Source organism: Vibrio sp. 811, assembly GCF_033339195.1.
The window spans coordinates 1-525 of the sequence record NZ_JAWOUB010000915.1 but is presented as its reverse complement, the minus strand read 5'-3'; the positions used below and the strand labels follow the sequence as shown (position 1 = coordinate 525).

Below are 525 nucleotides of genomic sequence, written 5' to 3'. Positions count from 1 at the left end.
GCCACCTAAAAGGTGAAGTACTTTGAGTGCCACAGGGCTCATCGCAATCAGGGTTGAAACCCCCATCGCAGCCAGTAAAGTAAGGATAAGGCCAGACGTCGCGTTCCCCAGACTGGCAAATAGGCCAACCTTTTTGCCGTAGCTCATACTTGAGCTCGCAATCAGCAACATATCAGGGCCCGGCAAAAGCAATAAGGCGATAACCGCCGTGAGATAAATAGGAAGTACAGCTAAATCGATCATGATGGAACAGGTTTTCTACAACAAGGCGGCGAATCTTATACCAATAAATCAAACTCGACCAGATTAAATAACTTTAAATCCAGCCATATTTAGAAAGGATAAATCACCAATTCACTCATATGAAAACAATTAACCTTTTTAACGATACTGAATAGCAATTTTGTACAAAAATAAGCACGATGGATACGTTACACTCGTATGACGAACTTCTCGAGCAGATTGGAAACAATGAAAGAAAAGAACAAGGAAATCGCGACATTCAAAATTGCTCAAGAACTTGGT

Annotated in this window: 1 protein-coding gene; it reads right to left on the bottom strand. The window is 41.5% G+C overall.

Annotated elements, in window-relative coordinates; all coding sequences use genetic code 11:
* Positions 1 to 243: LysE family transporter (locus R7Q46_RS30100; RefSeq protein ID WP_318078709.1), on the bottom strand; the 243-nt coding region annotated here is incomplete at its 3' end.
* Positions 244 to 525 lie beyond the last annotated feature (282 nt).